Source organism: Actinomadura syzygii (assembly GCF_008085905.1).
GTDB classification, from domain to species: Bacteria; Actinomycetota; Actinomycetes; order Streptosporangiales; family Streptosporangiaceae; genus Spirillospora; species Spirillospora syzygii.
Genome location: NZ_VSFF01000019.1, coordinates 44,493 through 67,748, shown reverse-complemented (window position 1 = coordinate 67,748; position 23,256 = coordinate 44,493). Strand labels below are relative to the sequence as shown.

General features: G+C 71.1%; 28 protein-coding genes and 1 pseudogene. 11 read left to right on the top strand and 18 right to left on the bottom strand.

What is annotated here, in order from left to right; genetic code table 11:
• Positions 1 to 35: 35 nt before the first annotated feature.
• Entirely contained in the window at positions 36 to 665 is a 630-nt protein-coding gene (locus FXF65_RS40735; protein ID WP_148355835.1) for a TetR family transcriptional regulator, read from the top strand.
• Positions 666 to 735: 70 nt separating this feature from the next.
• On the opposite strand, the gene FXF65_RS40730 is transcribed toward FXF65_RS40735, so the two are convergent.
• The 5 genes from FXF65_RS40730 to FXF65_RS40710 all read right to left on the bottom strand — a co-directional run bounded on the left by FXF65_RS40730 (position 736) and on the right by FXF65_RS40710 (position 4,166).
• Positions 736 to 1,464, bottom strand: coding sequence for an alanyl-tRNA editing protein (locus FXF65_RS40730; RefSeq protein ID WP_148355834.1), 729 nt, complete (start codon positions 1,462 to 1,464; stop codon positions 736 to 738).
• 32 nt (positions 1,465 to 1,496) lie between these two features.
• Complete coding sequence (locus tag FXF65_RS40725; protein WP_246179146.1) at positions 1,497 to 1,859, bottom strand: DUF2516 family protein; 363 nt, start codon at positions 1,857 to 1,859, stop codon at positions 1,497 to 1,499.
• Positions 1,860 to 2,029: 170 nt separating this feature from the next.
• On the bottom strand, positions 2,030 to 2,554 hold the full coding sequence (locus FXF65_RS40720) for a hypothetical protein (RefSeq protein WP_148355833.1): 525 nt from the start codon (positions 2,552 to 2,554) through the stop codon (positions 2,030 to 2,032).
• Entirely contained in the window at positions 2,551 to 3,030 is a 480-nt protein-coding gene (locus FXF65_RS40715) for a helix-turn-helix domain-containing protein (protein WP_246199432.1), read from the bottom strand. The genes FXF65_RS40720 and FXF65_RS40715 overlap by 4 nt, the downstream gene beginning before the upstream one ends.
• A gap of 95 nt (positions 3,031 to 3,125) precedes the next feature.
• Complete coding sequence (locus FXF65_RS40710; protein WP_222869013.1) at positions 3,126 to 4,166, bottom strand: neutral zinc metallopeptidase; 1,041 nt, start codon at positions 4,164 to 4,166, stop codon at positions 3,126 to 3,128.
• A 42-nt stretch (positions 4,167 to 4,208) separates the two neighbouring features.
• Between FXF65_RS40710 and FXF65_RS40700 the strand changes: the two genes are divergently transcribed.
• From FXF65_RS40700 to FXF65_RS40680, 5 genes are all read left to right on the top strand, one after another.
• Positions 4,209 to 5,999: a DUF2207 domain-containing protein gene (locus FXF65_RS40700; protein WP_246199431.1), complete on the top strand. Its 1,791-nt coding sequence runs from the start codon at positions 4,209 to 4,211 to the stop codon at positions 5,997 to 5,999.
• Positions 6,000 to 6,082: 83 nt separating this feature from the next.
• Positions 6,083 to 6,466: a hypothetical protein gene (locus FXF65_RS40695; protein ID WP_148355831.1), complete on the top strand. Its 384-nt coding sequence runs from the start codon at positions 6,083 to 6,085 to the stop codon at positions 6,464 to 6,466.
• Between the two features lie 176 nt (positions 6,467 to 6,642).
• A complete protein-coding gene (locus FXF65_RS40690) occupies positions 6,643 to 7,332 on the top strand; it encodes a FadR/GntR family transcriptional regulator (protein ID WP_222869012.1) in 690 nt (229 codons plus the stop codon).
• Entirely contained in the window at positions 7,329 to 8,585 is a 1,257-nt protein-coding gene (locus FXF65_RS40685) for a CynX/NimT family MFS transporter (protein WP_148355829.1), read from the top strand. The genes FXF65_RS40690 and FXF65_RS40685 overlap by 4 nt, the downstream gene beginning before the upstream one ends.
• A 40-nt stretch (positions 8,586 to 8,625) precedes the next feature.
• A complete protein-coding gene (locus tag FXF65_RS40680) occupies positions 8,626 to 9,036 on the top strand; it encodes a hypothetical protein (RefSeq protein WP_148355828.1) in 411 nt (136 codons plus the stop codon).
• A 146-nt stretch (positions 9,037 to 9,182) separates the two neighbouring features.
• On the opposite strand, the gene FXF65_RS40675 is transcribed toward FXF65_RS40680, so the two are convergent.
• Positions 9,183 to 9,620: a hypothetical protein gene (locus FXF65_RS40675; protein ID WP_148355827.1), complete on the bottom strand. Its 438-nt coding sequence runs from the start codon at positions 9,618 to 9,620 to the stop codon at positions 9,183 to 9,185.
• A 527-nt stretch (positions 9,621 to 10,147) separates the two neighbouring features.
• On the bottom strand, positions 10,148 to 10,975 hold the full coding sequence (locus tag FXF65_RS40670; RefSeq protein WP_148355826.1) for a beta-keto acid cleavage family enzyme: 828 nt from the start codon (positions 10,973 to 10,975) through the stop codon (positions 10,148 to 10,150).
• Between the two features lie 19 nt (positions 10,976 to 10,994).
• Here FXF65_RS40670 and dtd point away from each other — a divergent pair, with 19 nt between their 5' ends.
• Entirely contained in the window at positions 10,995 to 11,420 is a 426-nt protein-coding gene (gene dtd, locus FXF65_RS40665) for a D-aminoacyl-tRNA deacylase (protein ID WP_148355825.1), read from the top strand.
• Between the two features lie 9 nt (positions 11,421 to 11,429).
• Here the strand turns inward: dtd and FXF65_RS40660 are convergent, their stop codons facing one another.
• The 4 genes from FXF65_RS40660 to FXF65_RS40645 form a co-directional block, all read right to left on the bottom strand.
• Positions 11,430 to 11,912 carry a hypothetical protein gene (locus FXF65_RS40660; protein WP_148355824.1) on the bottom strand — a complete coding sequence of 161 codons (483 nt, stop codon included), beginning with the start codon at positions 11,910 to 11,912 and terminating at the stop codon, positions 11,430 to 11,432.
• 98 nt (positions 11,913 to 12,010) lie between these two features.
• On the bottom strand, positions 12,011 to 12,994 hold the full coding sequence (gene ygfZ, locus FXF65_RS40655; RefSeq protein WP_148355823.1) for a CAF17-like 4Fe-4S cluster assembly/insertion protein YgfZ: 984 nt from the start codon (positions 12,992 to 12,994) through the stop codon (positions 12,011 to 12,013).
• 9 nt (positions 12,995 to 13,003) lie between these two features.
• Positions 13,004 to 13,420 (bottom strand): Fur family transcriptional regulator, encoded by a 417-nt coding sequence (locus FXF65_RS40650; RefSeq protein ID WP_148355822.1) that lies wholly within the window; start codon positions 13,418 to 13,420, stop codon positions 13,004 to 13,006.
• Between the two features lie 339 nt (positions 13,421 to 13,759).
• On the bottom strand, positions 13,760 to 14,245 hold the full coding sequence (locus FXF65_RS40645; protein WP_148355821.1) for a heme-binding beta-barrel domain-containing protein: 486 nt from the start codon (positions 14,243 to 14,245) through the stop codon (positions 13,760 to 13,762).
• A 247-nt stretch (positions 14,246 to 14,492) separates the two neighbouring features.
• Here FXF65_RS40645 and FXF65_RS40640 point away from each other — a divergent pair, with 247 nt between their 5' ends.
• Positions 14,493 to 14,855 (top strand): DsrE family protein, encoded by a 363-nt coding sequence (locus tag FXF65_RS40640; protein WP_148355820.1) that lies wholly within the window; start codon positions 14,493 to 14,495, stop codon positions 14,853 to 14,855.
• Positions 14,856 to 14,885: 30 nt separating this feature from the next.
• Here FXF65_RS40640 and FXF65_RS46425 read toward each other — a convergent pair.
• Positions 14,886 to 15,431, bottom strand: a pseudogene (locus FXF65_RS46425) (DUF2238 domain-containing protein); the annotation flags it as partial.
• A gap of 146 nt (positions 15,432 to 15,577) precedes the next feature.
• Here FXF65_RS46425 and FXF65_RS40635 point away from each other — a divergent pair.
• Positions 15,578 to 16,597 (top strand): TerC family protein, encoded by a 1,020-nt coding sequence (locus tag FXF65_RS40635; RefSeq protein ID WP_148355819.1) that lies wholly within the window; start codon positions 15,578 to 15,580, stop codon positions 16,595 to 16,597.
• On the opposite strand, the gene FXF65_RS40630 is transcribed toward FXF65_RS40635, so the two are convergent.
• From FXF65_RS40630 to FXF65_RS40620, 3 genes are read right to left on the bottom strand one after another with little or no spacing between them, the layout of a single operon-like run.
• The gene (locus FXF65_RS40630; protein WP_246199430.1) at positions 16,594 to 17,325 is read right to left on the bottom strand and encodes an SDR family oxidoreductase; all 732 of its coding nucleotides are present in this window, start codon (positions 17,323 to 17,325) and stop codon (positions 16,594 to 16,596) included. The genes FXF65_RS40635 and FXF65_RS40630 overlap by 4 nt on opposite strands.
• Positions 17,326 to 17,336: 11 nt before the next feature.
• Complete coding sequence (locus tag FXF65_RS40625) at positions 17,337 to 18,143, bottom strand: helix-turn-helix domain-containing protein (RefSeq protein WP_148355818.1); 807 nt, start codon at positions 18,141 to 18,143, stop codon at positions 17,337 to 17,339.
• A 32-nt stretch (positions 18,144 to 18,175) separates the two neighbouring features.
• Positions 18,176 to 18,709: a DinB family protein gene (locus tag FXF65_RS40620; RefSeq protein ID WP_148355901.1), complete on the bottom strand. Its 534-nt coding sequence runs from the start codon at positions 18,707 to 18,709 to the stop codon at positions 18,176 to 18,178.
• A 114-nt stretch (positions 18,710 to 18,823) separates the two neighbouring features.
• Here FXF65_RS40620 and FXF65_RS40615 point away from each other — a divergent pair, with 114 nt between their 5' ends.
• On the top strand, positions 18,824 to 19,777 hold the full coding sequence (locus FXF65_RS40615; protein WP_148355817.1) for a helix-turn-helix transcriptional regulator: 954 nt from the start codon (positions 18,824 to 18,826) through the stop codon (positions 19,775 to 19,777).
• Here the strand turns inward: FXF65_RS40615 and FXF65_RS40610 are convergent.
• On the bottom strand, positions 19,740 to 20,708 hold the full coding sequence (locus FXF65_RS40610; protein WP_148355816.1) for a TIGR01777 family oxidoreductase: 969 nt from the start codon (positions 20,706 to 20,708) through the stop codon (positions 19,740 to 19,742). The two genes, FXF65_RS40615 and FXF65_RS40610, sit on opposite strands and share 38 nt — an antisense overlap.
• Before the next feature lie 232 nt (positions 20,709 to 20,940).
• Here FXF65_RS40610 and FXF65_RS40605 point away from each other — a divergent pair, with 232 nt between their 5' ends.
• A complete protein-coding gene (locus FXF65_RS40605) occupies positions 20,941 to 21,222 on the top strand; it encodes a DUF3303 family protein (protein WP_148355815.1) in 282 nt (93 codons plus the stop codon).
• A 4-nt stretch (positions 21,223 to 21,226) separates the two neighbouring features.
• Here FXF65_RS40605 and FXF65_RS40600 read toward each other — a convergent pair whose 3' ends face one another.
• Positions 21,227 to 21,970, bottom strand: a complete 744-nt coding sequence (locus tag FXF65_RS40600; protein WP_148355814.1) for an aminotransferase class IV — start codon at positions 21,968 to 21,970, stop codon at positions 21,227 to 21,229.
• Between the two features lie 35 nt (positions 21,971 to 22,005).
• Positions 22,006 to 23,088 carry a hypothetical protein gene (locus FXF65_RS40595; RefSeq protein ID WP_148355813.1) on the bottom strand — a complete coding sequence of 361 codons (1,083 nt, stop codon included), beginning with the start codon at positions 23,086 to 23,088 and terminating at the stop codon, positions 22,006 to 22,008.
• Between the last annotated feature and the right edge of the window lie 168 nt (positions 23,089 to 23,256).

The window sequence follows — 23,256 nt, the reverse complement described above, 5'->3', positions numbered from 1 at the left end:
AGCTGCAACTTTGCAGCCGTGGTAATGTCCGTCACATGGACGGCGGACAGGGGCGGGCCGGCCTGCGGGAGCGCAAGAAACAGCGCACCCGGCGGGCCATCGCGACCGCCGCGCTGCGCCTGTTCGCCGAGCGCGGCTACGAGGAGACGACGATCGCCGACATCGCCGCGGCGGCCGACGTGTCCCCGCGGACGTTCTTCGGCTACTTCCCGTCCAAGGAGGACGTGGTCTTCGCCGAGGTCGACGACCGGCTCGCCGAGGTGTCCGAGCGGCTGCGCCGCACCCCCGGCGAGTCGCCGATGGACACGATCCGGCGCAGCGTCGTGGACGTCCTGGAGGCGATCGTGACCGAGCACGGCGAGTACGGGGCCGTGCAGATCGCGCTGATCCTGGAGCGTCCCGGCCTGCAGGCCCGCGCGCTGCAGCGGATGACGCACACCCAGGAGGCGATCGAGGCGCTGTTGCGCGAGTTGTGTCCGGGCATCGCGGAGATCGACGCGGTCGCCGCGTCCGGCATCGCGGTCGGCGGCATGCAGGCGGTCATCGCGCACTGCCGCCGCGCGGCCTACGACCCGGACGCGATGCGCGCCGCCCTCGACCGCGCCGTGGACATCGTCGAACACGGCCTGACCTCGGTGGACGCCCTGTCGCGCCCGTCCCCCTGAACCCCGGGCACCGGCCGGCGGAGGCGCCCGCCCCCGGTGCCCGGCCCCGCACCGCGATGGTCGCGGGTGGTCAGTCTTCGATCTTGATGCGGAGGCGGCGGAAGCCTCGGCCCTTGTTCTCCACCTTCGCGACCCTGATTCGGCCTATTTGCTTCGTGGACGCTACGTGGGTGCCGCCGTCGGCCTGGGTGTCCAGACCCACGATGTCGACGATGCGGACGTCCTGCACCTCGGGTGGGACGAGGTTGGTCGCCGTTCGGATGATGTCCGGGATCTCGAACGCCTCGACCCTCGGCAGCGTCCGGACGTCGATGCGCCGGTCGGCCTCGACCTCGGCGTTGCAGGCGTCCTCCACGGTCTCCTTGAACCCGGGCGGGACCTCGCGGAGGTCGAAGTCCATGCGTGCGCTCAGCGGTTCCATGTTCCCGCCGGTCACGAGGCAGCCGTAGTCGCGGAAGACCACCCCGCACAGCAGGTGCAGGCCCGAGTGGGTGCGCATCAGCGCGCTGCGGCGGTCGTCCTCCACCGCGCAGCGCACGGCGGCGCCGGTCGGCGGGACGGGGTCGCCCTCCACCGGGATCAGGACCAGGTCGTCGCCCTTGCGGACCCCCGCGATCCGCGTCTGGACGCCCTGCCACAGCAGCACCCCGTGGTCCGGCGGCTGCCCGCCGCCGCCCGGGTAGAACGCCGAGCGGTCGAGGACGATCCCGTCCGGCCCGGCGTCGAGGACGACCGCTTCCCATTCCCGCAGCCCCTGGTCGTCCAGTTCCAGGCGGGCCGTGCGTCCCGAGCTCTCCATGCCCTCACACTAGTGACGGGCCACGACACCCGTTACCAGGGGCCGTAGGGGCCGGAGCGGGACGAGCCGCCGCGCCCCTTCTTCTTGTAGGGCGCGACGGCCGGGCGGACGTCCGCCAGGTAGACGGCCCCGGCGATGAACGCGGCGACCGGGAGGATGCCGAGCAGCAGCGCGATCGGGCTGGCGCCGAGCGCGACCGGCGCGACGGCGTAGGCGGCGCCGACCACCGTCGCGACGATCAGGATGATCGTCCACAGCTTCTTGCTCTGCTTGCTCGCGGCGGAGAACGCCCCCTCCGGCACCGTCAGCGAGTCGATCAGCGCCCACGCCTCCATCGCGAACGCGATGATCAGCAGTAGCCAGAAGAAGTAGTCCAGCACGTTGAAGTCCGACATCGGCGATCAGCGCTCCTGCTCGTCTCGGACGGCGACTCATGCGTCGCGCACACGGGGCCTCGGTTACCCCAACCCTATGCGCGTCGTCCAGCGGAAAACCGCGACCGTCCCGCCTGTGGACGACGAAGGAGCCCGGCCGGATGTTCCCGGCCGGGCCCCGACTGGCGTGCTCAGGCGCCGTTCTTCTTCGCGGTGGACCGCGTCTGCGTGCTCTTCCTCGGCTGCGCGGCACGGGCCTTCGGCGCCGACTTGGCGGCGGTGGGCCTCGCGGTGGGCCTCGTGGTGGGCTTCGCGGCCGGACGCGCCGGCGCGTCGGTGATCTCGGCGACGTCGGCCGCCTCGCGGTGCACGACGCGCTTGCCGCGCTCGGCGAGCTCGTCGAAGAACCCGACGGCCCGGGTGCCGAACTCCGTCGCGTACGCGACGGCGGCGCCGGGCAGGTCCTTCGCGTCGACGCGCCCCTGGTACCGGGTGACCTCGCCGCGGTAGCGGCGGGCGGCCTGGCGGACCTGGCCGCGGTAGCGGTCCACGGTCTCCCGGACCTCGCCCTGGTACCGCTCCGAGATCTCGCGGGCGCGGCCCTGGTACCGGGTCATCTGCTCCGGCATCTCGCGGAGCTTCTCCACCGCGAAGTCGCCGGCGCCGGCCACGGCGTAGACGGCCTTGTTCTCTCGCAGGTTGTTGGCCAGCGTCATCCGACCTCTTCCCTTCCGTCTTGTGCTGGTTCGGTTCGCTCTCCCATGGCTGGTTCGTCCGCGGCCGGCTCCCCTTCGGCGGCCTCCGCCGCCGGGCCCTCCGCCGCCGCGTGCTCTGCCGGGAACACTCCGGCGGCCTCGTTCTCCTTGAGGAACGAGCCGTAGATGTCGATCAGGACCTGCTTCTGCCGTTCGGTGAGCAGAAGGTCCGCGCGGACGGCGGCCTGCACGTCCGTCTCCGCCTCGCGCGCCTCCAGGATCCCGGCCTGCACGTAGAGCGCCTCGGCGGAGATCCGCAGCCCCTTCGCGATCTGCTGGAGTATCTCGGCGCTCGGCTTGCGCAGGCCGCGCTCGATCTGGCTCAGATACGGGTTGGAGATCCCGGAGACGTCCGCGAGCTGACGCAGCGAGATCTTCGCGCGCGTCCGCTGCTCCCGGATGTACTCGCCGATCGAGCCGACCTTCGAACCTGCCATGTCTCCACCCTGCGTCATGGTGCTTGCTATTGCAAGCGGCCTTGCTAGCACTTTGCCCGTGAGACCGCTCACGTTTGCCTGCGGACGGGCAGGGGTCAGCTGACCTTGGACGCCGGGGCCGTCCAGGTGTTGCAGATGGTGAGTCTGCCCTCGTTGAAGCCGGCGACGACCCAGCCCTCGTAGTGGCGGCCGGTGCCGTGGTCGCGTTCGTCCGGGGGGAGCCGGTCCTCGCCGCGGCCGCGCAGGTCGAGGAGGAGCGCGGTGTACTGCTCGCGCGTCATCGGCAGCGTCGTCCGCTCCGAGCCGAGGAACGCGCCCGCGAAGCACTGCGCCTGCAACTCGATGCGGCGGCTCGCCTCGTTCCCGGACGCCTTGTTCCCGCTCTCCATCTGCTGGTCGCCGTAGAGGAGGATGCCCGCCCGATCCTGGACGTGGTGCCCGTACTCGTGCGCGATGACCCGCGCGAACACCGCGTAGTGCGTCAGCGGCTCGCCGCCGGACGTCTCCACCACGTGCCGCAGGCCCACGTACATCGTGTTGTTGGCCGGGCAGTAGAACGCGGACGCGCCGGGCGCCGGATACGTCCCGCACGGGCTGCGTCCCGGCTCCAGCCAGAACACGCGGTCGGGCTTGTCGAACGCCATGCCCGCCTTCGCGAACTGCCGCGCCCAGGCGGCGTCCAGGCAGTCGCTCAGCACGTCCATGAACTGGCGCATGGACTCGGCGCTCGGCAGGATCCGCGGGAGCCGGCAGTTCACGGGTGTCAGCGTGCCCGTCTTGTAGAGCTTGCTGTTGGTCGCCTTCTCGCGGACGGACGTCCCGTTGCCGGACGACGTCGGCGTCCGGGTCCCGGCGACGCCGTCCTGCCCGCCGACGATCGCGAACGCGACGATCGCGATGACGACCAGCGAGGTCAGCCCGCCGAAGATGCCCGCGATCGTCCCGCCCGCGCTGCGGCGAGGCGGCGGACGCAACGGCACATACCGGTAGGGCTGGCCGGGCGGCGGCCCGTACCCGCCGGGCGGACGCGGCGGTCCGGGCGGCGGCCCGTAAGCAGGAGGACCATAGCCCGGATGCCCGTACGGCGAAGCCGGAGGCCGCGGCGGAGGCGGCGGCGGGGGGTACTGACCTGCCATAGCACGGCATCATCGCACGCTTTGGCGATACCATTTGCGGCCATGTCTGCTCTTGCGGCGATGTTCCGGTCGCGGCCGGTCTTTGCGACATCCGCGGCCGCCGTGTCGGCCACCGTTTCGGGCGTTTTCCTGCTGTCCGGGCTGGTCGGCGCGCCCGCGTCGGCGGCCGAGCCGGGGCGGGACGCGGCGTCCGCGACCGCGGCGGCGGCGGAGCGGGTGGTGAAGGACGAGGCCGTCCTCACCGCGGGCCAGGGCGGTGTGACCCGGGTGAAGGAGACGATCGTCTACCGGTTCGCCGGGCATTCGGGGTTCACCCGGACGTATCCGACACGGACTCACGAGAGCCTCTCCGAGGACCGCGTCTACAGGATCGGGAACCTGCGGGCGAGCAGCCCGGACGGCGGGCCGACGAAGGTCGCCGCGTCTGAGAAGGGCACCAAGACGACGATCAAGGTGTCCGGCGGCGGGAACCTGACCGGCGACAGGACGGTCGTCCTTGAGTACGACCTGCGCGGCGCGATCACGCCGATGGGCGCGGCGGAGGAGCTGCGCTGGCCGGTGATCGGCGGCTGGAAGGTTCCGCTGGACGAGGCGCACGCGACCGTCGACGCGGGCGCCGCGATCCGCAGCGTCAACTGCTTCACCGGTCCGATCGGCAGCACGATCGGCTGCACGCAGTACTACACGAACCACACGCACACCCAGGGCGTGTACGCGCAGCAGGGGATGCTGCCCGGCGAGTACCTGACGGTCGTCGCGGGCCTTCCGGCCGGGACGACCGGCGGCCGCGCCCTCTACGAGCGCCGCCACACGCTGGCGACGGCGTTCTCGGTCAACGCGGTCACGAGCGCCTCGCTCGGCGGGCTGCTCGTCCTGCTCGGCGGCGGCGTCGCGGTCCTCTACCTGCTGCGCGGGCGCGACGCCCGGGTCGTCGTGAAGAAGGCGGCCGAGGGCGATCAGCCGCCGGTCGCGGGCGACGAGTTCGAGCCGCCGGACGGCGTGCGCCCCGGCCAGATCGGCACGCTGATCGACGAGCAGGCCGACGTGATCGACGTGACGGCGACGATCGTGGACCTCGCCGTCCGCGGCTACCTGCTGATCGAAGAAGAGGACAGGGCCCGCACCGGGCGCACCGACTGGACGCTGCGGCGCCTCGACCGTCCGCAGGCCGACCTGCTCCCCTACGAGCGGATCCTGCTGGACGCGCTGCTCACCGCCCCGGACGGGACCGCGCGGGAGGCGGTGAAGCTGTCCCAGCTCGGCGGGACGTTCGCGACGAAGCTCGCGCAGGTCAGGTCCGCGATGTACGAGGACGTGGTGAAGCAGGGCTGGTTCGCGCGGCGGCCCGACACCGTCCGGTCCCGGTGGACGATCATCGGCATCCTGATCACCGTGCTCGGCGTCGGCGCGACCGTCGCGCTGGCGCTCACCACCGAGTGGGCGCTCGCCGGGCTCGCGCTGATCATCGCGGGCGCGGCGCTCGCGTACGGCGGCCAGTACATGCCCGCGAAGACGGCCCGGGGCGCGACCGTCCTCGCGCACACGATCGGGTTCCGCGCGTTCCTGGAGCGCGGCGCGATCCCGGAGGGGGACGCCGTCGCGTCCCGGCAGCGAATCGCATTGTTCTCGCGTCTCTTGCCGTACGCGGTGGTGTTCGACGCCGTTCCGAAGTGGGCGGAGACGGTCAAGGACGCGGGCGAGCGGGCCGAGGGCGCCGACAACCTCTACTGGTACGAGGGCCCCGCCGAATGGGACCTGTCGAAGTTCGCCGAGTCGATGCGCGTGTTCACGCTCGCCACCTCGGGTTCCATCTCCCAGTCGCGCGGCATGTGACCGCGCCGCGGTGCATTTGTCTGTCGTCGGACGGTTAAGGATCTGACGGCGGGTAGGGATCCCGGGCGAGGAGGTGTCGCCTCATGCCCGCCAGCGCCGTCCTCGCCAACTCGACCCGGGTCGGGGACGCCTACTTCATGGCCATCGGACCGGCCGTCATCTTCCTCGCGGTGCTGACCTGGGTGCTGGTGACCCTGCTCGCGTCGCGCAAGCCGCCGCGTCCCCGCAAGGGCTCGGGAGGGCTGCCGAACCGCGGGCCCGTGCAGGGCGGGATCATCATGGGCAGTCCGTCGCAGCGCTCGCGCCGCGACCCGGCGCCGTCCGTCACGTATCGCGAGGTCATCGCGCACGTCGAACGGGCCCGCGCCGAAGAGGGGGCCCACGCCGAGGAGGCGTCGGCCAGGCGCGGGCCGAGAGGCCGCAGGAAACCCGGGAAACGCCGATTCGGCCTCCCGAAGCCGCATTGAAACGGAGCACGGAGCGCGGTGCCCGTCGGGGCCGAATCGCACGCCCCACACCCTGTTCCGGCGGGCGCCGTTCGAGCCCGCGGTGACCGCTGAGGCCCCTCCTGGCGGTCACCGCGGGTGCGTCTCGCCCGAACCGCCACATTAAGATGTCTGACGTCTTACTTGTGGGGGTTCAGTTGACTTTGAGCCGAGTGCCCGGCGGGTCGACCGTCGATGCCGTCCTGGAGCAGCTCCAAGCGCAGGTCAGCGGCGGTTCCTGGACGGTCGGCACGCGCATACCGGCGGAGACGGAGCTGGCCGCGCTGCTCGGCGTGAGCCGTCCGTGCGTCCGGGAGGCGATCCGGGCGCTGACGCACGTCGGGGTGCTGGAGGTGCGGCGCGGGGACGGGACGTACGTGCGCAGCGCCGCCGACCCGCGTCCGCTGCTGAACCGGATGGCCCGCGCGTCCGCCCGGGACTTCTTCGAGGTGCAGCTCGGCTACGACGTCCAGGCGGCCCGGCTCGCCGCGCGCCGCCGCACGGACGCCGACCTCGCGCGGCTGGCGGAGCTGCTGCGCGCCCGCGACGCGGCCGTCGAGCCGGACGAGTTCGGCGCCGCCGACGCGGCCTTCCACCTCGGCGTCGCGGAGGCGTCCGGCAACCCCGTGCTGATCGAGGCGATGCGCTTCTCCATCGGGCGCCTCCGCGAGTCGATGCGCGACATCAGGCTCGACCGGGACGTGCCGGAGGCGGGCCCGGCCGCGCACCGCGCCGTGCTGGACGCGATCGCCGCCCGCGACCCGGAGGCCGCCGCTGCCGCTGCCGCCGCCGTGGTCGAGCCGACGCTGGCCGTCCTGGAGTCGTTGACCACGGGAGCGCCCAGGTGACGGGGCGGCGGGCCGGCGCGGCCGGGTCGCTGCTGATGATCGTCCTGGTGGCGGTGAACCTGCGTCCGGCGGTCGCGGCGGTCGGGCCGGTGCTGACCGAGATCAGGGACGCGTTCGGCCTCTCCGGGACGGCCGCGGGCGCGCTCACCACGCTGCCCGTGGTGTTCTTCGGGTCGTACGGGCTCGTCGCGCCGTTCCTGCGCCGGGCGCCGCGCGGCGAGACGCTGCTGGTCAGCGCCATGGCCCTGCTCGTCGCCGGGCTGCTGCTCCGGCTGCTGGACGCCCCGTTCCCGCTGTTCGCCGGGTCGCTGGCCGCCGGTATCGCGATCAGCATCGGCAACATCGCGATCCCCGCGATCATCAAGCGCGACCATCCGGACCGCATCACCACCGTGACCGCCCTCTACACGGTCGCGATCACGGTCGGCGCGTCCGCCGCGTCCGGGGCCGCCGTCCCGGTCGAGGACGCGTTCGACGCGACGTGGCGGCTGCCGCTCGGGCTGCTCGCGGTCCCGGCCGCGCTCGCCGGGCTGCTCTGGCTGCCGAGGGCGCGCCGGGCCGCGCACGCCGCGCGGTCGGCGGCGCCCGCGCCGGTCTCGCGCGGGACGGCGGCGCGGGTGTGGCGATCGCCGCTGGCCTGGCACGTCACGGTGTTCATGGGCCTGCAGTCGCTGCTCGCGTACGTGTCGCTCGGCTGGATCCCGACGATCTGCCAGGACCGCGGGATGGACGAGACCTCCGCCGGGTACGTCCTCGCCCTGGTCTCGGCGGTGCAGGCGGCGGGGTCGCTGGCCGTCCCGGTGCTCGTCCGGCGGACCCGCGACCAGCGTCCGCTCGTCCCGGCCATCGCGGCGGTGTCCCTGATCGGGTTCGCCGGGATCACCTGGGCGCCGATCGGGTCGGTGTGGGTGTGGACGGTCGTCCTCGGCTTCGGCCAGGGCCTCGGGTTCGCGACCGCGCTGTCGTTCATCGGGCTCCGCGCGCACGACGCGCCGGCCGCCGCGCAGCTCTCCGGGATGGCGCAGGGCGTCGGCTACGTGATCGCGGCGCTCGGCCCGCTCGGCATCGGCGCGCTGCACGACGCCACCGGCGGTTGGACCGTTCCGATGTCCGGCGTGCTGCTGGTCTGCGTCGCCATGACGCTGCCCGGACTCGCCGCCGGACACCTCCGCACGGTCGGCGGAACCTCCGCCCCGGCGGACGGGGCCTCCGAAGGGGTTAACACCTCCATGAGCGGACACATCCCTACATAACCCCCAGCGAGCCCGAAAACCCACCGGGAGGTGGACCCAAATGATCGCCACGTTCCTGGCAGACCCGGCGCTGGCCAACACCGCGCCCATCGGCGCGCCCGACTGGGTGTGGGTCATCCCGGTGGTGGCCGTCCTGGCGCTGGTGGCACGGCTGACGATGACGGTCCTCGCGTCTTCGCGGCGGATCCACCCCGAGCGCCGCAACGACCAGTACAACCAGCGCGGGATGGAGCAGGGCGGGCTCTACACCTACCGCCCCGGCATGTTCTCGCACAGCTACCCGCCGAGCCGGGAGTCGCAGTACGCGGAGTTCCGGCGGGACAACCCGCAGCCCGGCCGGGAGCCGAAGCACCCGTGGCCGGAGGGCGTCCACTACGAGCAGACGATCTTCAAGGAAGAGTTCGAGCAGCTCAAGGCGAAGAAGACGGGCACCGGCGACGCGAAGACCTAGGCGCGCTCCAGCGGGGGTGCCGCACCCGCGGCGCGGCTCGCTCGTCCGACGGGGTGCGGCGGGCGCCCACCGTCCGGTCGAACCGGTGGCGCGCCCGCCGCGGGTCGTGTTCAGGGGGCTGAACCCGACCGGTGATTGCGGTTAGATCAGCACTCCGCGAGGGTGGTCAGCTCGGCCCAGTCGCCCGAGTTGACCTGGACGCGCTCCGGTGCGTCCGTGCCGCACGGCCAGATGCGCGACGGGCTGAAGTACTGGGTCGAGGAACCGGCCCCGATCAGCTTCCCGCCGCTGGAGTCGGTCTCCCAGGCATTCGTCGAGTAGTTCCAGAGCTGGTGGGTGACGGTCACATTGGCCGACACGATGCCGTGGTTGGTGATGGCCGCGAACGGCTCGGTGCCGTACTCGGTGGACCCGATGTAGATGGTGTTGCTACAGAGCTTGTAGGAGATGGCGCCGTTGTAGATCTCGGCGCTGCAGACGCTCTCCGGAGTCCGAGCGGAGGCGGTGACCGCTCCGCCCATGGCGGTGGCGAGCACCGCCGCACCCGTGATGACCGCTGCCCGACGCGCTGCTCCCAATTTCATGCTTTTCTCCACTTCCGGCTGGACGCCTTGTGTTCGAATTGATCTTGCGAAGACTTTCGATGCCGGATCAAGAGGCCGCCCGTGGCCGCGACCGGCCATCCATCATTCGGAATACATAACCGCAGGTAAACGGCAGTGCTGACCGCATGCGGCCACAACGCATACCAAGTATGCAATACCCCCTAATAGATGACCTTATGAGGACGGAGTTCGCATGCAACTTCCCCTCGGACACGCGCTGCGGCCAGCGCGAATGCCCGGCCGAAGCCATCACCGCAGAAATAGGGGGTGAGATTTATCTATCCCGTTGGACCGGTATAGCCGAGTACCTCAGATGGTAAAAGCGGTCCCGATCCGCCGTCGGATTAAGCGACACACGATCGGCGGTACCGGCTCGTACCAGATCATGCATTGGATATTCAACTCGCATACGGCTGATCTTCATCGACCACCCACACCGGCGACACACGCGTCCAAGGCGGCGCCGAGAGGGCGCCGCCTTGACGGTGAACTGTTATCCGGGTGGGTCAGCGGGGCTTCGTACCGAGGAGTGCGCGGGCGTCGGCGGAGGACATGGCGGGACGTTGCGCCAGGGCGGCCGCCTGGGCGGCGCGCTCCACCAGCTGGACATTCGCCGTCACCGGCTTGCCCTTCGCCAAGGTGACCGTGTCCTCCATGCCCACCCGGAGATGTCCGCCCGCTGAGAGGGCCGCGAACATGACGGGCAAGGACGTCCGCCCAATGCCCGTCGCCGACCACGTGGAGCCGGACGGGAGCGCCTCCACCGCGGCCACCAATGTTCTGGCGTCGCCTGGCATGCCCCCAGGGACACCCATCACCAGGTCGCAGTGGACGTGGCCGCCGTAAGGAAGACCGTGCTTGTCCAAGAGGCGGTGCAGCGCGGCGACGTGTCCCAGGTCGAACAACTCGAACTCTGGGACGACCTCCAGTTCCTGTGTCCGCTCGTACAGCTCCACCATGAACGGCCAGGGGTTCATGAAGACGTCGCTGCCGAAGTTGACCGTCCCGCAGGTGAGGGAGCACATGTCGGGGGCCGCGTCCAGGACGCGGAGGCGGTCCTCGTACGGGTCGGTGACCGCGCCCCCGGTGGAGAGCTGGACGATCAGGCCCGTGCTCTCCCGCAGCGCCGTCACCGTGTCCCGCAGCCGGGACGGGTCGAGCGTCGGCCGCGCGTCGTCGTCGCGGATGTGCACGTGGATCACGGCCGCGCCGGCCGCCTCGCACTCCTTGGCCGTCTGGACGAGTTCCTCAAGGGTGACGGGCAGGGCCGGGACGTCCGCCTTCGCGGACTCCGCGCCCGTGGGCGCCACCGTGATGAGCGTCGTTGCTCCCATGGCGGCAGAATGCATGGTCATGCGTGCTGTAGTCCAGAGGGTGAGCCAGGCCAGCGTGTCCGTGGACGGGCGCGTCGTCGGCGCGGTCGAGGGCCCGGGGCTGATGGTCCTCGTCGGCGTGACGCACGACGACGACCCCGCCAAGGCCCGGAAACTCGCCGCGAAGCTGTGGGGCCTGCGCATTCTGGAGGACGAGAAATCGTGCTCCGACCTGAACGCGCCCCTCCTCGTCGTGAGCCAGTTCACCCTTTACGGGGACACGCGGAAAGGCCGCCGCCCGACGTGGACGGCCGCCGCGCCCGGCCCGGTCGCCGAGCCGCTGGTGGACGCGGTCGTCCACGAACTGCGGAACCTCGGAGCCAAGGTGGAGACGGGCCGGTTCGGCGCGGACATGAAGGTCGCCCTCGTCAACGACGGCCCGATCACCCTCATCCTGGAATTCTGAGGACGGCGGTCAGCGGAAGCCGTACACCATTCCGACCAGGGTCCCGATCGTCCCGAGGAGGGCGAGGACGATGAGGGTCTTGTCGACCGAGGTCAGGCGTCCGCGCACGTCCGACGAGTAGACGACCCCGCCCGGCTCGTGTTCCACGTCGCCTTTCTGGAACGGGTTGCGCAGCCAGACCAGCCGCCACAGCGCATCGGACTTCAACTGCTGGTGCGCGGGCCCGCAGGCGAACAACCGTCCGCGAACCCGTTTCGTGCACGGATGCCCCTGCACCTTCAGCACCCGGCACAGCGTGGGGACGAGCAGGAACTCGTAAAGGCACCACGTGAGCAGCCCGAGCAGCGCAATGCGCCACGAATGCAGCCACAGGGCGACGCCCGCGAACGCCGCGAACAGGGCCCACCACACGAGCGCGGACTCCCTACGCGGAAGCCGCCGGGCCCCCTTGCGGGACGCCGACGGCTCATCCTCCCCCAGGTTCGCGACCATCGGTAGGAACCCCACCTCCCCGAGCGGTGGCCGGTTGAAAATCGTCTATACCCGACGATATTGCCCAGGGGATGCGGGTGCTACCCGTGCTCCTCGCGCTACCCGTGCCGCGCGGGCCGCCGGCGCAGTTCGATCTTGGCGTTCGCGCCGGTGTCCGGCGAGACGACGATCTCCTGCGCCGCCGCCACGCCGCCCGCCAGGAGTTCGGCGTCGACCGGGACGTTGCGTTTGACCAGCGCCAACGCGACCGGCCCCAGCTCGTGGTGGCGGGCCGCCGTCCCGACGAACCCGACCGTCCGCCCGCCGGGGACCTCGACCGGGTCGCCGTGCGCGGGCAGCCGGTCGACGCTGCCGTCCAGGTGCAGGAACACGAGGCGGCGCGGCGGACGCCCCAGGTTGTGGACGCGGGCGACCGTCTCCTGCCCCCGGTAGCAGCCCTTGTTCAGATGGACGGCCGTCTCCACGAACCCCGCCTCGTGCGGGATGGTCCTGTGGTCGGTGTCGAGCCCGAAGCGCGGCCGGTGCCCGGCGATCCGCAGCGCCTCGTACGCCCAGAGGCCCGCCGGGCGGAGCCCTTCGGGGAACTCGCCGCGCGGGACGATCCGGGTGACCGTCCCGGCGACGTCCGGCCAGGCCAGGCCGCCCTCCGGGGACTCGGGGCCGGTGATCACCATGAACTCGTCGGACACGTCGGCGACCTCGACGCGGAGCATGAACCGCATCCGGTCGAGGAACTCGACGAGCGGCGCCGCCGACCCCGGCTCGACGTGCGCCCACGCGGCCTCGCCGTCGTCGATCAGGAAGAGGTGGTTCTCGATGTGCCCGTTGGGGCCGAGCAGCAGCGCCTCGGTCGGCTCGAACGGCTTCAGGCCGTCCAGGTGCTGGCTCAGCAGGCTGTGCAGCCAGCTCAGCCGGTCGGGCCCGGAGACCCGCACCACGCCCCGGTTGCTCCGGTCGACGAAGGCGGCGCCCTCCGCCAGGGCGCGTTGCTCCTGGGACGGCTCCCCGTAGTGGGCGGCGACCTCCTGGTCGGGCGCGTCCGCGGGGACGGCTCCTGGCGACTTCAGCAACGGGCTCTCCATGCGTCCAGGTTATGTCGCGCGGCAGTCCTTGCACCGTCCGTAGACGGTGAGGTGGTGCACGTCCGTCTCGAAGCCGTAGTCGCGGGCGAGGACGTCCGCGAGACCGGCCGCGGCGCGGGGGTCGACGTCCTCGACGGTCTCGCAGCCCCGGCACACCAGGTGGATGTGCTCGGCCTCGGCGGCGAGGTGGTAGTTCGGCGGTCCGTGCCCGAGATGGGCGTGCTTGACCAACCCGAGCTCTTCGAGGAGTTCGAGCGTCCGGTACACGGTGGAGATGTTCACGCCGCGGGCGGTGCGCTGCACCTCCGTGCAGATCTCCTCGGGGGTCGCGTGCTCCAGGTTGGTGACAGCTTCGAGGACCAACTGGCGCTGGGGGGTGACCCGGTACCCCTTCGCCCGCAGCTCCTCCTGCCACGACTCGACCATGCTCCGAGTCTAGATCCCGGCCCGGGGTGCCCATCCGGTTCTTGTTCGCTCGCCGGAAACTCACTTGCCTCTCCGCGCGGGGCTCGCATACGTTCGAGTCACGCGCGAAAGGAGGTGGTCCAAGCAATGGTTGATTGTAGGACTCGCGAGGTGGCTGTCAGCTAGTCGCCGTTCCGCCTCGGCGCCGCCGCTCGTAGCGGTGGCAACCGGTCGCGACGGTGACCGGCGAATACCAGGCAGTTACCCGGTCCCCGGACCGATGGACCCGTCCTGTCCATCGTCTCGCCCCATGGCGGGAAGGTCCGGGGATCGCTCATTTCCAGGGCGCCTCGACCGCTCTCACGCGACGCGCTTGAGCTGCGCGGACAGGTGCGACTGGAGCTTCTGCCCCACCGCCCCCATGTCGTACGCCCAACCGAGGTCCTCGCCGATCATCCCGTAGAGGCGGTGGCCGGACGTCACCTCCTTGGCCGACTGGGTGCGCGCGACGACGTCCGTCTGCAGCTCGACGCGGCTGAACGCGACCGTCCCGACGTAGATCTCCACGATCCCGGTCGGATGGGCGAGGGTCACCTCGACCTCGTTGTTCGGACGCGCCCGCCAGTACCCCGTCTCCGTGGCGAGCGGACGTCCGAGGGTGCCGTCCGGCTCGATCAGCCACGTCCGGCTGGAGTAGATCAGAAACGGCTTCCCGTTGTGGGTGAAGGACAGTTCCTGGCCGAAGTTGAACGACTCGATCGTGGGATAGCCGCCGACACCGGCGCCCTCCCACGTGCCGAGCAGGAACTCCAGGGGCTCAAGGTCCGGGTGCAGCTCAGGATCCATGGGCATCGAGCGTAGCGGCGGCGGGCGCCGTTGCCGTAGTTCCCGTTGTGATGGTCCGCGTTGCCGTGGTCCGGGGCGTCCCTCCTAGCGGAGGCGGCCGAGCCGGACCACGAGGAGGACGGCGGCGACCGCCGTGACGCCCAGGAAGAGGACGAGAATCCCCGCGTTCACCATCCCGCTCATGCCCGTCCCCTCCGCTGATCCATAGCGGGATGCTACGCGGGACGGCCCCACTAGAGTGCGAGGCATGGCGAGACCACTGGTGATCAAGGTGACGGCGGGCGCGGACGCGCCCGAGCGCTGCAACCAGGCGTTCACGGTCGCGGCGGCGGCCGCGGCGAGCGGCGTCCCGGTGTCGCTGTGGCTGACCGGCGAGTCCGCGTGGTTCGCGCTGCCGGGGCGCGCCGCCGGGTTCTCACTGCCGCACGCCACCCCCCTCGACGACCTGCTGTCCGTCATCCTCGCGACCGGGCGCGTCACCCTCTGCACGCAGTGCGCCGCCCGCCGCGGGATCGGGCCGGACGACGTCCTGCCCGGCGTCCGCATCGCCGGGGCGCCGACCTTCGTCGAGGAGATCACGATGGACGGCGTCCAGGCGCTCGTCTACTGACCGGGCGTCCGCCGCGCGGCGGGTGCGGACGGCGAGGGCGAGGCCCGCGACGACCGCGCCGGTGAGCCCGAGCATCAGGTCCCCGATGGTGTCGCGGTAGGCGGTGACCGATTCGGGGGTGTCGAGGATGAACAGCTCGTACTCGACGAATTCCCAGACGATCGCGGTGATGGCGCCGATTCCGGCGCAGCAGAGGCCGAGCGTCCAGGACGAGAGGCCGCCCCATCTCCGCAGCGCGATCCCGGCGGCCGCGCACAGCAGGGCCCAGTTGCCGAAATGGCAGGCGTCGTCGAACCAGCCGATCGAGTCGTAGAGGTCGGCGGCGTTTCCGCCGACGTCGATGACGAACGGCGCGGTGACGAGAAGGTCGATGTCCCAGGGGAACGGCCGGGCGCGCCCCCGCAGCGCCCAGCCGAGGGCGACCACCATGACGGCGGCCGGATAGGCGACCGCGCGGGCGCCCATGGCCTTGTCCGCGAACCGGTCCCATTCGGGGAACGCGACGGCGAGCGCGAGGAGCGCGGCCAGGGCCGCCTTGGCGGCGAGCGCCGGCGCCCGCCAGCGAGAACTGTGCATGAGTCGAGGATGACCGCCCGCGCGGTGTCGCGACATCTGCGCGGATACTCATGTTCGTCTGAGTGCGTGCGCCGTCCCGCGCGCGGTAGAAGCGCCGTAGATCGGAAATAGGACTGCCGACGCCCCGAACCGAGTGGAGCAGCCGGATGGTCGACGTACCCGCCTGGGCCTGGGCCGCGACGATCGGCCTGATCATCGCGCTCTTCGTGTTCGACCTGCTGGTGGCCGTCCGCCGCCCGCACCGGGTCGAGATCCGCGAGGCGGCGTTCTGGTCGGTGTTCTACATCGCGGTCGCCCTCCTCTTCGGCCTCGCCGTGTGGGCGGTCGGCGGCGGGACGGCGGGCACCGAGTACTTCTCCGGATGGATCGTGGAGAAGAGCCTGTCCGTCGACAACCTGTTCGTCTTCGTGATCATCATGGCGCGGTTCGCCGTGCCCGCCGAGTTCCAGCAGCGGACCCTGCTGTTCGGCATCGCGGCCGCGCTGGCGCTGCGGGCGGTGCTGATCGCGATCGGCGCGGCGGCGATCAACCTTTTCTCGTTCACGTTCCTGCTGTTCGGGCTGATCCTGATCTGGACGGCGGTGCAACTCGTCCGGCACCGCAACGAGCAGCCCGACGTGGAGGACACCTTCCTCGTCCGCCGCGCCCGCAAGATCCTGCCGGTGAGCGACGATTTCCACGGCGGGCGAATGCTCGCCCACGAGGACGGGCGGCGCGTCATGACGCCGCTCCTCCTCGTCTTCGTCGCGATCGGCAGCACGGACGTCCTGTTCGCGCTCGACTCGATCCCGGCCGTTTTCGGCGTGACGAAGGACCCGTTCCTCGTGTTCACCGCCAACGCGTTCGCGCTCCTCGGCCTGCGCGCCCTCTACTTCCTCATCGAGGGGCTGCTGGAACGGCTCGTCTATCTGTCGATCGGTCTGTCCACGATTCTCGGGTTCATCGGCGTGAAGCTGATCCTGCAGTTCCTGCATGAGGACGTCTCCCATTCGGTGCCCGAGATCCCGACGCCCTTCTCGCTGGGCGTGATCCTGCTGATCCTGCTGATCACGACGGGGGCGAGCCTGGTGCGCGTCCACCACCATCCGGAGGAGAAGGCGCAGGCGGGCTCTCTGCGGAAGCGCCGCGAGAAGAAGCCGCGCGAAGAGGAACCGGTCCACCACTAGAGGAGGAGGCCGCCGGTCGCGCGGATGTTCTGGCCGGTGATCCAGCGCGCGTCGGGACCGGCGAGGAAGGCGACCACGTCCGCGATGTCCGCGGGCTGGCCGATCCGTCCGAGCGCGGTGAACACCGAGGTCTGCTCCAGGCTCTCCGGCGAGTTCCCCACGCGCAGCGCGGCGGTGTCCGTGGCGCCCGGCGAAACGGTGTTGACCGTGATGTCCCGCGCACCGAATTCGCGTGCCGCGACCGCCGTGAACTGCTCCAGCGCCGCCTTGCTCCCCGAATAGAGCGCCAGCTCCGCCATCGGCAGGACGGTGTTGAGCGTGGAGATGTTGACGATCCGGCCGCCGTCCGGCATGAGCGGCTCCGCGCGGCGCATCGCCATCAGCGGGTATTTCGCGTTCACCAGCATCACCCGGTCGAACAGCTCCGGGGTGACGTCGTGGATCGGCGTCTTCGGGACGAGCGCGGCATTGTTGACGAGGATGTCCAGGCCGTCCGCGACGGGCTCGAAAAGGGCGTCGAGGCTCGCCGGATCCTCCTGGTCGGCGCGGACGGCGACCGTTCCCGGAATCTCCTCGACGAGCGCGTCGGCGGCGGGCTTCGCGTCCCGGTAACTGAAGACGACGCGGGCGCCGTCCCGGGCGAGCCGCCGGACGATCGCCGCGCCGATCCCCCGCGAGCCGCCCGTCACGAGCGCCCGCCTGCCATTGAGCGTCATGCTGAGCGTCATGCCCCCGGACGCTAACCGTCGAGCGGCCCGGTGTATTGAAGAATCGCGCGGAGTTCGGTGGGGGTGACGCCCGCCATCGTCCGGACTTCGCGGGTGAAATGCGGCTGGTCGGCGAATCCGCAGGCGGCGGCCGTCCCGAAGTCGCCGGACGGCGCGCCCAGCACCGACGCCGCCCGCTGGAACCGCGCGACGCGCGCCACCGTCTTCGGGCTCAAACCGAATTCCCGCTGGAAACCGGTCTCCAGACGGCGCCTGCCGATGCCGAGTTCCGCCGCCAATGGACCGACCTTCATGCGTCCCGCCACCTCGTGAATTCGCCACCAGGCTCGGGCCGCCGGAGCGTCGGGGCTTTCGCCGTCCGGGCTCAGCCATTCGGCGAGCAGGCCGTCGAGGACGGAGAGCCGGGCCGACCAGCCCGGCTCGGCGAACAACCGGTCCTCCAGTTCGGCGGTGCGGCCGCGGCCGAGGAGGTCGTCGAGCGGCACGACCGCGCCGGTCAGCGCGCTCATCGGCGTCCCGAACAGGGCGCGGACTCCGGCGGGCGTCAACCCGACCGTGACGCCCCGCTCCCACGCCGCCCCCGCGTGCACCAGCGGCGCGCCGCGCGCCCCGAAGGCCAGCGCGCCCCGCCCGGCGAGGTCGACGATCACCGTGACCAGGTTGAGCGGCAGCACCCGGCGCGGCGCGGGACCCGCCGTCCCGATGCGGAAGGCCCCGTACCCGGCGACGAACGGACGCAGCCGGGGCGCGGCCGGGCGGGCGCGCGTCGCGCACGGCTCCGCCCCGGCCCGCACCAGCACCGAATGCACCTGTCCCACGCGCCCATTCTCGCGGGGCGGCGCCGGTCCGGTCAGCCCATGCTCTTCGCGCCGTCCAGGGACTCCCGGATGATGTCGGCGTGCCCGGAGTGCTGGGCCGTCTCCGCGACGATGTGGATCAGGACGCGGCGGACCGACCAGTGCGTCTCGGTGTTCCAGGGGGCCTTGGGCAGTTCCTTGAGCTCGTCCAGGTCGGGGAGGGCGGCGACCAGTTCGTCCGTCCGGCGGGCGACCTCGGCGTAGGCGTCGAGGACCTCGGCCAGGGTCTCGCCGGGCAGCATGCGGAACTCGTCCGCGCGGCGCTGGAAGTCCTCCTCGGTCATCTGCGTGAAGTCGGGCATCGCGGACGCGCCCTCCTGGATGAACTCCACCCATCCGCGCTCGCACGACGTGACGTGCTTGATGAGCCCGCCGAGGCACAGTTCGCTCGCCGTCGTCCGCAGGCCCGCCTGCTCGTCGGTGAGGTCGCGGGTCGTGAACCGCAGGAAGTGCCGGTGCTTGGCCAGCATCGCCAGCAGGTCGGCGTGCTCTCCGGCCGGGGCCGCCTGCTGCTCGTCGGTCGTCATCGTCACGTCTCCACCTTCGGTCGCTTGGTCGCTTGGTCGCTTCTCGCTGACGGACACCACGCTAGGAGCGATAGCGGCCACTTCCTGACCTGAATAGCGGGAAGAATCGGACACATGGCGAACACCAGCTCACGGACCCTGCGCCTGCTCTCCCTGCTCCAGACCCACCGGTACTGGCCGGGCGCCGAGCTGGCGGACCGGCTCGGCGTGTCCGTCCGCACCCTGCGGCGGGACGTCGACCGGCTCCGCGACCTGGGCTATCCGGTCGAGGCGCAGCGCGGCGTGGACGGCGGCTACCAGCTCGCCGCGGGCGCCGCGCTGCCGCCGCTGGTGATCGACGACGAGGAGGCGGTCGCGCTGGCCGTGGGCCTCCAGGCGGCGGCGCAGGGGTCGGTCGAGGGCATCGCCGAGTCGTCGGTGCGGGTGCTCGCGAAGGTCGTGCAGGTGATGCCCGCCCGGCTGCGGCGGCAGGTGGAGGCGCTGCGCGCGATGACCGTGCCGACCGGGTTCGGCGGCGTGTCCGGGACGGAGGTCGACGCCTCCGTCCTCACCGTCATCGCGCTGGCCTGCCGGGACGCCGAGCGGCTCCGCTTCGGCTACACCTCCGCGGGCGGCGAGCGGACGGAGCGCGAGGCCGAGCCGTACCGGCTCGTCCGGCTCGGCCGCCGCTGGTACCTGGTGGCGTACGACCTCACCCGGCACGACTGGCGCAATTTCCGGGTCGACCGGCTTTCCGGGCTGGACGTGACCGGGGCGCGGTTCCGTCCGCGCGAGCTGCCCGCGGCGGACGCGGCGGAATTCGTCCGCGCCGCCGTCGACGAACGGGCCCGCTCCTACCAGGTTGAAGCGCTGGTGAGCGCCCCTGCCGAAACCGTGCGCAGGCGTATCGGACGATGGTGCACGATCGAGGAGATCGACGCCGGGCACTGCCGGGTGCGGATGACGTCCGACTCCCTGGATTGGCCGAGCATGGCGCTGGGCGCCGCCCGGGAGGACTTCCAGGTGGTGGAGCCCCCAGAACTCCGGACCTTCATGCGGGAATGGGCGTCCCGCTTCTCCCGTGCCTAACGCGGCCCGCAAGGTCGGCGGCGGCCTCAGACCATTCGGAGTACTCGAAGGAGAAACCCGCCTGGGTGAGCCGTCCCGGCACGACGCGGCGGCTCTTGAGCAGGAGTTCGGTGTCCGACCGGATGGCAAGCGCACCAAGCTCCGCCATCCATTTCGTCGCAGGCAGGCCCACCGGAACGCCCCAGGCGGCACGCAACGCACGCATGAACGCCCGCTGTGGCAACGGCCCCGGCGCGGCCAGGTTCACCGGCCCTTCGAGATCGTCCCGCTCAGCAAGAAACTCCACCGCCCGAACGAAGTCGCGGTCGTGAATCCAGGACACATACTGCCCACCGCCCGCGACCGGCCCGCCAAGCCCGAGCCGCGCGAGCCACAGCAGTACATCGAAGACCCCACCGCGATCAGGACTCATCACCATCGCGGAGCGCAAGGCGACCTTCCGCGTGGACGGCGTCTCGGCCTTCTCCTGCGCCCGCTCCCACGCCTTGGCGATTTCGACGCTGTAGGCCCAGTAGCGCGGCACGCCTTCCTCGTCCCCGCCGATCACGCCGGTCACCTCGTCGTTCGGCGCGTCGTAACGATGCGCGTAAATGGTCGCGGTACTCATCTGCAACCACACGCGGGGCGGCCGCTTCGCCCCCGCGATCGCCTCCCCCACGACCTCCGCGGAGCGCACCCGCGAATCCATCATCTCTTGCAGATTGGCCGGGGTATAACGGCAGCTGACACTGCGCCCGGCCAGGTTGACGACCACGTCACTGCCGTCGATCACCTCGTCCGCCCAGGGCCCTAAGGTCTCACCGTCCCAGCGAACCTCACGATCGCCCCGCGGGTTCCTGGTCAACACCACGACCTCATGCCCCGCACCGCCAAGCGCCCGCCTGAGAACCGTCCCGACCTGCCCGGTCCCGCCCGGAATCACAACCTTCACCAAGCCACCTCCCACCTTCCAGGACCGACCCTAACCCTCGAACTTGAACACGTTCAAACACTGAGACAAGTCTCACCCGGGGAGCGACGTGCGTAGATTGTTGGTTTTGCCCAAGAGTGGGTGGGTTTGTCCAGGTCAGTGGGTGAGTATCACACGGGGAGCACCGGGATTCGGCGAGTGCGGGCCCGGCCGCACCGGTCCCGGTGCGGTGGGGGGCGTCGCGATGAGAGTCATGCTCAGAGCGGAGATGGACACCAGGATCGCCAACGACGCGATCAAGACCGGCAGGCTTCCCGAGGTCATGGGGTCGCTGATGGAGAAGCTCGATCCGGAGGCCGCCTATTTCGGGCCGAGCGACGGCGGGCGCTCCTGCACGCTCGTGTTCGACATGCAGGACTCCTCGGCGCTGCCGAGCATCGCCGAGCCGCTCTTCCAGGAATTCGGCGCGAAGATCGAGATCCAGCCGGTGATGAACAGGGAGGACCTGGAAAAGGGGCTCGCCGCCCTGGGGTGACCGGCTAGACGTGGTCCCAGGGAACGGACGAGTACGCCTCGTGGACGGGGACCATCCAATCGTCGCGCGCCGGGTATTTCACGTCGCCTATCCGGCTCACGGGCGCGATGCCGAGCGAGTTGGTGACGAACGCGCCGTCGAATGAAGGCAGGTCGTCGACTCGGATCACGGCGCGGTAGGGGCGGAGTATCTCGTCCAGAAGTCGCATGGTGATGCCGCGCAGCATGGGGGCGTCCGGCCAGATGATGCGGCCGTCGCGGAAGAAGCCGATGTTGGTGATGCCGCCTTCGGCGACGCGGCCGTCCGACAGGACGAGCAGCGCCTCGTCGAAACCGGCCTGTTCCGCCTGGAGCCCGAAATGGATCTGGCCGAACGTGCCGACGTGCTTGATATGCGGGACGGGCCGCTCGTAGACGACCGGCAGCAGGCTCTGCGGTTTCGACGGCGCCTCGCCCGGCGGCCGCACGACCACCTGGACCACGGGTTCCGAGTCCGGCCGGTGGACGCTCACCCGGACGGAGGCGTCCGCGTCGCCCACGGCGTGCCGGATCAGTTCCCGGACGCGGGCGGGGTCGAGGGACGTCCCGAACAGTTCGCGGGTCGCGGCGTCGAGCCGTTCCAGATGGGCGAGCAGGCCCCGGACGCGGCCGGACCGCACCTGCATGGCGGTGAAATGGCCGTAGTTGACGAGCGCCGGGTGCGCGAGCGTCTCCGCCGTCGCCGGACGTCCGTCCACCTCGATGCGCATCTTCGTCCTCGGGCTCGGGGGAAGGGTGCTGAATTCTATGAGGAACCGCGGTTCCAGGAAGGGCCGCGGCCGGGCAGGGGAAGCGGCGTCGCGCGCAGGTCGGCCCAGTCGCGAAGCTCGCTCGCGAGGTCGGGGGCGATGGTGCGGGGCAGATGCGGGAGGGCCGCGTCGACCATGTTCTTCATTTCCCGCCAGCGCCGGACATAGGACGGGTCGGGCGACGCGAACCGCGGCGGGACCGCGTCGGCGCGGCTCATCGGCATCGCGGCCAGGCAGTCGCGGACGACGTCCTCCGCGGGCGGCAGCTCACCGGACAGCGCGTCCCGGAGGCCGAGTTCGTGCAGCGTCTCAACGAGCCCGGCCTTCGTTAAGGCGGCCCGCGCGGGCGGGAACGGCTGCGCGGACTCGGCCTGCCGCAGCAGCCAGAGGCCGAACCGCCCCCATTCGGCGCGCTGCGCGGGCGGGCCGTGCAGGCGGGCGAGCACGGCGCCGAACAGGTCCGCCCACCAGTCGGCGCGGTCGGGTCCGGCGGCGGGCTGCCGTTTCGCGAGCCAGCGCACGCGGTCCTCCGGGGACATGCGGCTCACCGCTGCGGTGGCGTCCTGCAGCGCGCCGCTCCGCGGCTTCACCGGCAGGGCCGCGGGCATGCGGATGCCGTGCACGTCGCCGGGCTGCGTGGGCATCCGGGGATCGGGCTCGCCGTCGTCCACCCAGATCGCGGTCTGCGAGTCGGGCTGGACGAACCAGCGCCAGCCCGGCTGGGTGGGAAGCTCCTCCAGGACGAGGCCGCGACTTTCCAGCTCATCGCGGAACTCCGGGAATCGGACCGCGCTTCGGAACGGTCCGTACGCCTCGCGGACGGTGGGCGGGACGACGTCGCCGTAATGCAGGGTGAACACGCGGACGGCGAGGCTGACGCCGTGCCACCGGCCGCTGCCGAGGCCCGTCCAGCACGACTCCACGAGCCCCAGATGGCGAACGGGATACGCCTTCTGGGCCTCGCCCTCGTCGCGGTCATAACCAAGACGAACTGCGAGGTCGCCCGTGTCCCAGGTCTCGTCCAGGCCGAGGACGGTTCCGGTCGCGACGACCGAGGCGTAGAAGTCGAAATCGTTCACCCGTACATTTTCGCAGGAAGAGCGAGATCCGTGCCCAATGACTTCTGAATTCCGGCAGCCGAATTTGGAGGTCGGGGCCGCTGGGCCGCGACGGTTTCAGCGCCGGGCGCGCGGTCCGGGTTTCCGGATGATCGCCAATGGCCCGTACCAGGCCCTGTGGCGGGCCGG